Genomic DNA, 3871 nt, shown 5'->3' with positions numbered 1-3871 from the left:
CAGATCAGCATCCACGCGGTGACGGATTCGCCCAGAAACACCACACCGTAAAACACCGCAAAGACCGGGATCAAAAAGGTGACGGTCAGCGAGCCGGCGGCGCCCACCCTGTCGATCAGGCGGAAATACAGCACATAGGCCACGCCGGTACACAGCACACCCACGACCAGCAGCGCTGCCCAAGCGGTGGCGCCGGGTGCCTGGCTCGGCCAAAACAGAAATGTGGGCAGCGCCAGCCCCAGCGTGGCACCGATCTGGCTGCCGGTGGCAATCACCAGCGAGGGTTGGCCGCTCAAATAACGTTTGGTGAAGCTGGCGGCCAGGCCGTAGCACAGGCAGGCGCCCAAGCAAGCCAATACCGCCCAGCCGGTCACCAGCCCCGACGCATCGGGTTTGAAGCTGGCTTTGCCCGAGGCCAGCATGGCGACACCGACAAAGCCGATCAGCAAGCCGAAGATCTTCATGCGGTGCGGCCGGTCCTTGAGCCACACCCAGGCCACCAGGGCACCAAACAGTGGCACGGTGGCATTGATCAGGCTGGAAAGCCCGGTGCTGATCGACAGCAGCGCATAGGCGTAAAGCGAAAACGGGATGCCCGAGTTCAGCATGCCGAGAAAGAAGATTTTTTTCCAGTGCCTGGCCAGGCTGGGCCATTGCCCGCGCGCCAGCAGCATGGGCAGCAGAAACAGCGCGGCAATACCCACCCGCACCCCGGCGGTGGGCACTGCGCCAAACTCGGCGGTGCCAAGTCGGGTGAACAAAAAAGAGGCGCCCCAGATGGCGCCCAGCAACACAAATTCGGTCAACCAGGGTTTTTTACCGGGCAAGGAATTCAAAGCGCGCCTTCGAGCTTGAGCAGCGCGGCCTTGCGCTCGAGCCCGCCCGCGTAGCCAGTCAGCGCGCCGCTGGCACCGAGCACGCGGTGGCAGGGCACCACGATGCTCAGCGGGTTGCGCGCCACGGCACCACTGAGCGCGCGCACCGCCGTGGGTCGGCCAATGTGCGCGCTCAGGGCGCCGTAGCTGCAGGTTTGCCCGAACGCCAGGCTGTGCAGCGCGCGCCAAACGGTTTGCTGAAAGGGCGTGCCCGCAGTCAGGTCCAGCGCTAGGTCGAATTGCTCGCGTTGCCCGGCAAAATACTGGGTCAGTTGCGTGATGGCGCGTTGCAGCAACGGGTGATCCTTTGCCGTGGGCCAACTGCTGGCATCAGGCTGGTGATTCTGGCCCTCGAACCAGACGCCGCACAAGCCAAGCGGGCTGGCCGCCAGGCGCATCAGCCCCAGCGGGGTGTAGAAGATGGTGGTGACGACCTCAGTCTCGGCAACAGGGTCTGTAAAGTGTTTCATGGTGGGGGGCAATGATAAGCGCAGCGGGCCGAGGCAAATGTCACCTGGGTGCTGTCGATGTGCTGCCACCTACAATGCTGCACGCTCTGAAGTCAGCCAAATCTTGAGGAAAAACCATGCTCCTGACACCTTCAATTTTCAAAGCCTACGACATCCGCGGTGTCGTGCCCAGTACCATCGACGCGTCGGTGGCTCAGGCTTTGGGCCGGGCCTTTGGCACTGTGGCCTTGCGCGAAGGGCAAACGGCAGTGGCGGTGGGGCGCGACGGCCGCCTGAGCGGGCCCGATTTGAGCGCCGCCCTGATGCGCGGCCTGGCCGATGTGGGTATAGAGGTCATCGACATTGGCCTGGCCACCACGCCCATGCTCTACTTTGCCGCCAACACGCTGTGCGCTTCAGGCATCCAGGTCACCGGCAGCCACAACCCGAAAGACTACAACGGCTTCAAGATGGTGCTGGCCGGGCGTGCCATTTACGGCGACGAGATTCAAAATTTGCGCCGCATCATGGAGTCTGAGACCTGGGAGCTGCGCGCCGGTGGCCAGATTCGCTCGCATGATGTGCTGGCCGCCTACACCGCGCGCATTGTGGGCGACATCGGGTTAGCGCGCCCCATGAAGATCGTGGTGGACTGCGGCAACGGCATTGCCGGGGCATCGGCGCCCGGCATTTTGCGCGCCATTGGCTGCGAGGTGAGCGAACTGTTCAGCCAAGTCGATGGCAACTTTCCCAACCACCACCCCGACCCGAGCAAGCCCGAGAACCTGCGCGATGTGATGGCCGCACTTAAAAGTGGTGACGCCGAACTTGGCCTGGCCTTTGACGGCGACGGCGACCGGCTGGGCATTGTCACCAAAGAAGGCACCACCATCTACCCGGACCGCCAGATGATGCTGTTTGCCCGCGACGTGTTGCAGCGCGCGCCGGGCGGCACCATTTTGTTTGATGTGAAATGTTCGCAGCAGCTGGCGCCGGCCATCGCGGCTGCGGGCGGCGTGCCGATGATGTTCAAGACTGGCCATTCGCTGATCAAGGCCAAGATGAAAGAAATCGACTCGCCGCTGGGTGGCGAGATGAGCGGCCATATTTTCTTCAAGGAGCGCTGGTATGGCTTTGACGACGGCACTTATGCCGCTTGCCGACTACTGGAAATCCTGAGCCAGTCGCCTGACGCCAATGCCGTGCTCAACGCTTTGCCGAGCAGTTTTTCAACCCCCGAACTCAACGTGAAATGCGCCGAGGGCCAGCCGCCGCTGCTGGTGGCGCAATTGGTCGCGTCGGTTAACTTCCCTGAACCCGCCAGCATCAATACCATCGATGGCCTGCGCGTGGATTGGCCCGATGGTTTTGGCCTGATTCGCGCCTCCAACACCACGCCGGTGCTGGTGCTGCGCTTTGAAGGCCACACAACCGAGGCGCTGGCGCGCATCCAGCGCGACATGATGGCGCTGCTGCACCAGGTGTTGCCCGGCGCCGTCACCGACGAGGCCGCACATTGAAGATTCTGATCGTCAAGCTGTCATCGCTTGGCGACGTGGTGCACGCCATGCCGGCCGTGCAGGACATCCTGCAAGCCTTGCCCGACGCGCAGATCGACTGGGTGGTGGAGCGCGGTTTTGCACCGCTGGTGCAGCGCTGCCAGGGCGTGCACCGCGTCATTGCCTGTGAACTGCGGCGCTGGCGCAAGACCCCTTTGAGCTTTGAAACACGCCGCGCCTGGGCTGCCTTCAAGGCTGAACTGCAGCAGCAACAATACGACGCGGTGATCGACTTGCAGGGCCTGACCAAGTCTGCCCTGATGGCCTGGCTGGCCCGTTTAAGCCCGGGCGGCAAGCGTTATGGCCTGGCCAACCAGACCGAGGGCTCCAGCTTCGAGGCGCCGGCGCGCTGGGTGGCGCATGAAGCCATCGCGCTGCCGGCGCACAGCCACGCCGTGACGCGCTCGCGCGAGCTGTGTGCGCAGGCCTTGCACTACCGCCTGCCTGATACCTTGTCTTTTGGCCTGGTGGCGCAACAAATTCAGGCGGGTGGCGAGGCGCTGGCGCCTGCGCCGGGGCAGCGCGGCACGGTGGCGCTGGTGCATGGCACCTCGCGCGCCGACAAGGAGTGGCCGCTGGTGCACTGGCGCGCGTTGGCGCAGCGCCTCTTTGATGCAGGTTTTGGCGTGGCCTTGCCGCATGGCAGCCCGGCCGAGCAGCAAACCGCGCACGACATCGCCCACGGCCTGGCACTCGCCCAGGTGTGGCCGCGCCTGCCGCTGGACGCGCTGACAGATGCGCTGGCCACGTGCAGCGGCGTGATCGGGGTGGACAGCGGCCTGAGCCACATCGCTGTGGCGCTGGACTTGCCGCATGTGCAGATTTACAACTTCGACACCGCCTGGCGCACCGGCCCGCTTGACGCACATCACGCAGACATCGTCACCGCGAGCGCAGCGCAGCAGTCCAGCGCCAGTGGATCGCCACGCTTCACTTTCCATGAACAGCCCCGTCATTGCGAACGAAGTGACGCAATCCATGACCCCGG

4 protein-coding genes are annotated in these 3871 nt (G+C 64.1%); 2 read left to right on the top strand and 2 right to left on the bottom strand.

Features of this window, described 5'->3' with window-relative positions; translation table 11 throughout:
* Together IBX54_RS13270 and IBX54_RS13265 are read right to left on the bottom strand one after the other, a co-directional pair.
* Window positions 1-836: DMT family transporter (locus IBX54_RS13270; protein ID WP_296543132.1), on the bottom strand; the 836-nt coding region annotated here is incomplete at its 3' end.
* Window positions 833-1345 (bottom strand): methylated-DNA--[protein]-cysteine S-methyltransferase, encoded by a 513-nt coding sequence (locus IBX54_RS13265; protein ID WP_296543131.1) that lies wholly within the window; start codon window positions 1343-1345, stop codon window positions 833-835. The genes IBX54_RS13265 and IBX54_RS13270, both read right to left, overlap by 4 nt.
* 116 nt (window positions 1346-1461) lie before the next feature.
* Between IBX54_RS13265 and IBX54_RS13260 the strand changes: the two genes are divergently transcribed.
* A complete protein-coding gene (locus tag IBX54_RS13260) occupies window positions 1462-2844 on the top strand; it encodes a phosphomannomutase/phosphoglucomutase (RefSeq protein WP_296543130.1) in 1383 nt (460 codons plus the stop codon).
* Window positions 2841-3871: lipopolysaccharide heptosyltransferase I (gene waaC, locus IBX54_RS13255; protein WP_296543129.1), on the top strand; the 1031-nt coding region annotated here is incomplete at its 3' end. The genes IBX54_RS13260 and waaC, both read left to right, overlap by 4 nt.

The sequence above is a fragment of the Rhodoferax sp. genome (genome assembly GCF_014859475.1).
In the GTDB taxonomy this organism is placed as follows: Bacteria; Pseudomonadota; Gammaproteobacteria; order Burkholderiales; family Burkholderiaceae_C; genus Rhodoferax.
Note: the sequence above shows the minus strand (reverse complement) of the source record. Positions and strands in the feature narration are given on the sequence as shown.

Excerpts from the sequence above, each read along its gene's own strand:
- IBX54_RS13265 (WP_296543131.1), bottom strand. The coding sequence starts at position 1,345 with ATGAAACACTTTACAGACCCTGTTGCCGAGACTGAGGTCGTCACCACC.
- IBX54_RS13260 (WP_296543130.1), top strand. The coding sequence starts at position 1,462 with ATGCTCCTGACACCTTCAATTTTCAAAGCCTACGACATCCGCGGTGTC.